This is a genomic window from Franzmannia qiaohouensis (assembly GCF_031451695.1).
Taxonomy (GTDB): Bacteria; Pseudomonadota; Gammaproteobacteria; order Pseudomonadales; family Halomonadaceae; genus Franzmannia; species Franzmannia qiaohouensis.
Genome location: NZ_JARWAM010000038.1, coordinates 1 through 4,442 on the forward strand (window position 1 = coordinate 1; position 4,442 = coordinate 4,442).

A 4,442-nucleotide genomic window follows, 5' to 3' on the forward strand; every position below is an offset into this window, starting at 1 on the left:
CCTAGGCTCGCTTCAAGAAAAGCCGAAGCCGATCCGAGACTTTTAAAGGTAAAGCTTGAATCTTCCCTCAAAGATAGTTTCGCTCTTGGGGGCAATAGATCTCGAGGGAAGCAAAGTGGTCCGCCGTGAGAGGTTTATTTTCCTCTGCGGGGGCGCAGCATCTCATGACCCATCTGCGCCAACATCTTTACGGCAGCTCTTACTTCCTCCAGCTGGCCCTATTTTACCGTTTCCAGATTTTACAGTACTTCTCGCAGAGAATGCTGCAGCAGCTTTTGCAAAAACAAGCTTCGATGACTTGTTGGAGCATGAGCAGGTCATCTCAGCTATAGCAGATGCCGTTATCCTAATTGTGGAAAGTCCAGGCTCTCTATGTGAATTGGGGGCATTTGTAAAGATCGACGAAATAGCAAAAAAGCTTATTATCGTTATGCAAGGAAAGTACTTAAGAGGGGCATCATTTGTTACTAAGGGGGCATTAAGACACCACGAAATAAAATACGGACGAGAACCTCTTGGTTATGAATGGGAAACTGATAACTTAGGAATAGTTCATTGCGAAGAAGTCGTAAAAAATTCTCTTATAGAAGGTGTTAATAAAGAAGTAACAGAGGTTGCAAAGTCCAATAGAACATCTAGATTCGAAAATCATCTTGTTGAACATCGAGCATTTCTTGTTTTGCTAGCTTGCTTTCTTCTGAGGGCTCCATCCATCACTGAGGTTGATAAGGCCGTTGAGGTGATGGGGGTTTCGATGAAGCAGTCAGAGATAAGAAATCTATTAGAGGTTCTTATTTTTTCCAAACTGGTATATCCCGCCCAAGACGGAAAGCAGACGTTTTATGTTCCGAAAGTGCAGGCAGCCCCTTTAAGAGTTAGCTTCAAAAAGGGGCTTGGGGTTAGTTCATTGAGTAGAGTAGCAGCCGAGATTAACTCTGAACTAGATCGATTTGATGTTCGCAAACTTCAGATGTTTCGGAGGCACAATGGATCATAGGAAGAGCTTGTTGAGCCAATGTGCTGCCTTTGTTGGAATGACCGAATTCGAAGTTTCTTCAATTGCTAAAACTGCGCCGCAACGATACTTTGTATGGACTGTAGAGAAGCGCAGTGGTGGGCGTAGAGTTATCTGCCATCCAGCAAAAGAGCTAAAACCTCTTCAAGATTTCTTTTCCCATGAAATCTTAATGTCTATACCTGTGCATCCTTGTGCTACGGCATACAAGAAGGGTAGTTCCATAAAAATCAACGCACGTATGCATGTTGGTTCGCGTGTAATAGCTAAGTTTGACTTCAAGGATTTTTTTCCAAGCATTAAGGTCCGTAGCTGGGAAAGATTTGCCAAGAAGAATTTTCTTGATTGGACAGATAGCGATATAGAGTTTTCAAAGAATGTTCTCTTTTGGGGGGCGGGTAAGCGAGAGCCTAAACAGCTTGCTATAGGATCAAAGACCTCCCCTGCTATTTCCAATATACTTTGCTTTGATATAGATGAAAATTTAGCGCATTTTGCGGCCTCTCACGGGATGATATACACGCGTTATGCAGATGATCTGACGTTTTCCACTAAAGGAAATTTGGATGTGGAATCGATAAAGCTGCAAATAGAGCAGGCAGCGAAACACGCCAAATTTATAAAGCCAATTCTTAATGAAAAAAAGATAGTTCTAGCTTCTAATAGAACCCGTAGGACTGTAACAGGGTTAAACCTCACGCCAGACGGCAAAGTCTCAATTGGACGGGACAGGAAGCGTCTAATAAGATCAATGGTTGAAAAGAGAGTTCACGGTAAAGATTTTGACGGTTCTAGCGATCGTCTTAAAGGCCTTTTGGCGTTTTCTCAGGACATAGAGCCTGACTTCGTTGCAACCCTTAGAAGGGTTTTTGGCTCAGATAATATTGATAAAATTTTGAGAGAGTAATTTGGAGGGTGTGTTATCGCCGCATAAAACCCGTTACTAAAGGAGCTGCTGCCGGAGGTTGAGGAACCCTAGTCTTAGAGGATCAGCTCGCGGGCTTCGGAGACGGTCAGCCACCTTTGTTCAATGACCATCGCCCGGTGTATTGCGCGGTGACAGCAAGCACAAAGTAGCGATAGATCGGAAAGCTTTGTTTTTCGTTCCCCAGCACTGGCTAGCGGGACAATGTGGTGAGCTTCAAAAATTGCTTCTTCCAAGTCTGCTTTAATGCCAGGTCGTGACAGATTACATATTTCGCATTGCAAACCGGTTGCTCTACGCGCGTCGAGTAGCATCTTGCGAACCTTCGGATTACGTTCTCGTCTGACGTGGATCGCTGTGAGAAGTCTTCCTTCGGGGAGCTCCTCGGCTTCTTCCGGTATTTCCTCTGGCAAGATAGTCTTCATGCCTGTGATGATAGCGTCAGCAAGGTTCCTAACAGCGGCTGGTTGAGAGCCATATTTCTCCCATACCTGGCGATCTGTCTTCGACACGTTTGATAGTCCTCTGCCGCTGTCGAGCTGCCGCAGGTTCATGAGTTTAAAGCCGACGCCGTCTGGATTTCTAAATGATGGCTGTTTGGCTGCTTCAAGATGATAGGGCATTGACCGCAAAATTGCGGAGAGGGTTTGGATTTCTGGAGAGCGAGGAGACGGGACGATTCTGTCAAGGCGGAGGTAAAGGTCTAATGCGAGAATAATCTCATCGTGGGTCCAGTTAGGGTTCCCATGTCCTTTAGTTTTCGCCATTCGTCTTTCTCAACACTACAAGTCTTACGTTGCAAGCGTCAGCAGATGCTTTCGCAGGGAATGCTGTCATTGTCGCGATCGAGACGGCCGCCCCAGGAGCAGTTTGCTAGATACCACCGCGCTTCCTGGCAACTGCCGATCTGAGAGCATGTCCGTCGCGGGCTGCAAGAGTACGACCGCTGGACAAGTCTCTGCAGGATCTTGGGCGTTTCGGAAGAAGATTCGGACGTGCGAGATCCTTTGCGCCAGTCCCATGGCATATCGAATTTTGTTCGCCAGATCCCTTTGCGCGCGTCACGTGCCTGAGTTTCGTCAGAGACGTAGTCGGAGGAATACTGACGATACGCGACAGCCAGCCCTTCATTGACCATCCACTTGTTGAGGTCTTCTCTTCCACCGAAGCATCGTGCGATGATACGACCGTAGCGATCTACGTCGAGATGCTCGCAAAGGATAGGCGTCCGGCTTATCTTTTCGGCGAGATCCAAGGCCGCCGCTTGCCCGCACCGCCAGGCTGACCCATCGCCTTCGATGCAGACTTGCCCGCTTTCCGGGGCGTCGATACCGTGCAAGCGAATGCGTGAATTGTGGATTTCAAGGGTATCGCCGTCGATCACTGACGCTACGCCTTGGGTAACACTGCCTTCGTGCTCAGTTGCTGCAGTCGGCGCATGAGCAGCCAGCAATAAGGCAACGGCAAGACCAATGAACTTCATGAATCATCTCACAACTGAAATTGTTTCAGCAGTGTATACAAAACGTCTGAAATAAATGCATTACCAAGCGACAAAAATGTGGTCTTGCTACAGATTGGCAGCAACTGGAAGCTAAGTAATAGGTAGGCTCACGCGCCGGCTGTTTCCCGCATGCGGTTCATTCGGGTCTGTCAGCCTAGCTCGCTCTTTTGAGCCAGAGCGTTAGAACGGCCACCAGCGACGGCGAGTCGGGGTAGGGTCGGGCGCAGGTGGTGTAACTGGAGCAGGCGGCAGGGCTTGGGATGTAAGAGCCAGCACCCTGTCCTCTGCTCTGTCCAAGCGTTTCCGCAGATCGGCTATCGTGTCCCGCTCACGCTCTAGCTGATGCTCCAGCATCTCGACCTTAACGACCAGCACGGCTTCCCTCTCGCCTGCCCCTTCCCTACCTTGTCCCGGATTGTCCCGTTGGGTAGGTTCACTGATGTCCCATGGGAACACGCGGGCCAACTCTGATGGGTCTATGTCCCAGGCCCCGTCTTCAAGTCTACCACCTGATAACTTGCCATTTTTCAGTGCTCTATGGATGGTGGATCGACTTGCGCCGCATAGGTCCGCAGCTTGCCTAAGCGTTAGTCCCATTGTTGTCCCTCTACGTCCCTATGAGCCGTTTCACAGCGTCTCAATGGGACATCTGTTTGTCAAGGATAACATGGGCCTGTGTTGCTTTGTTGAGGCGTTCCTTCCGTCCTACACGGGGCCGCTGTATCTCTGCATAGGCGTCCCGCATGCCTGTCTCATCCTTCATACTCCATCCCATGATGAAGCCCACAACCTTCCGTCCGTCCATGCGTGGTTCTAGCACGACCTGGTAGGGGGTAAGTGCATTGACCTCGACCACAGCTGGCTCAATGGCTTTGGTCTTAAGGTTCTTGTAGGGCACCAGCTTCCCGGCTTCGACACCAAGCAAGTCCCTGATGCCGTCAATGGTGAAATTCTCCCGAAACACATGGCGCAGCCGTGCGCGCCTGGCTACGGCCTCG

At 49.3% G+C, this 4,442-nt stretch carries 5 protein-coding genes; 2 read left to right on the forward strand and 3 right to left on the reverse strand.

Features of this window, described 5'->3' with window-relative positions; translation table 11 throughout:
- The first annotated feature begins 55 nt into the window (after positions 1 to 55).
- Together QC821_RS21560 and QC821_RS21565 are read left to right on the forward strand one after the other, a co-directional pair.
- Entirely contained in the window at positions 56 to 997 is a 942-nt protein-coding gene (locus QC821_RS21560) for a retron St85 family effector protein (RefSeq protein ID WP_309725574.1), read from the forward strand.
- On the forward strand, positions 987 to 1,922 hold the full coding sequence (locus QC821_RS21565; protein ID WP_309725576.1) for a retron St85 family RNA-directed DNA polymerase: 936 nt from the start codon (positions 987 to 989) through the stop codon (positions 1,920 to 1,922). Before QC821_RS21560 ends, QC821_RS21565 begins: the two co-directional genes overlap by 11 nt.
- A 74-nt stretch (positions 1,923 to 1,996) precedes the next feature.
- On the opposite strand, the gene QC821_RS21570 is transcribed toward QC821_RS21565, so the two are convergent.
- The 3 genes from QC821_RS21570 to QC821_RS21580 all read right to left on the reverse strand — a co-directional run.
- Complete coding sequence (locus tag QC821_RS21570) at positions 1,997 to 2,707, reverse strand: HNH endonuclease (protein WP_309725578.1); 711 nt, start codon at positions 2,705 to 2,707, stop codon at positions 1,997 to 1,999.
- Between the two features lie 38 nt (positions 2,708 to 2,745).
- A complete protein-coding gene (locus QC821_RS21575) occupies positions 2,746 to 3,423 on the reverse strand; it encodes a thermonuclease family protein (RefSeq protein WP_309725581.1) in 678 nt (225 codons plus the stop codon).
- Between the two features lie 658 nt (positions 3,424 to 4,081).
- Positions 4,082 to 4,442: replication initiation protein (locus tag QC821_RS21580; protein WP_309725583.1), on the reverse strand; the 361-nt coding region annotated here is incomplete at its 5' end.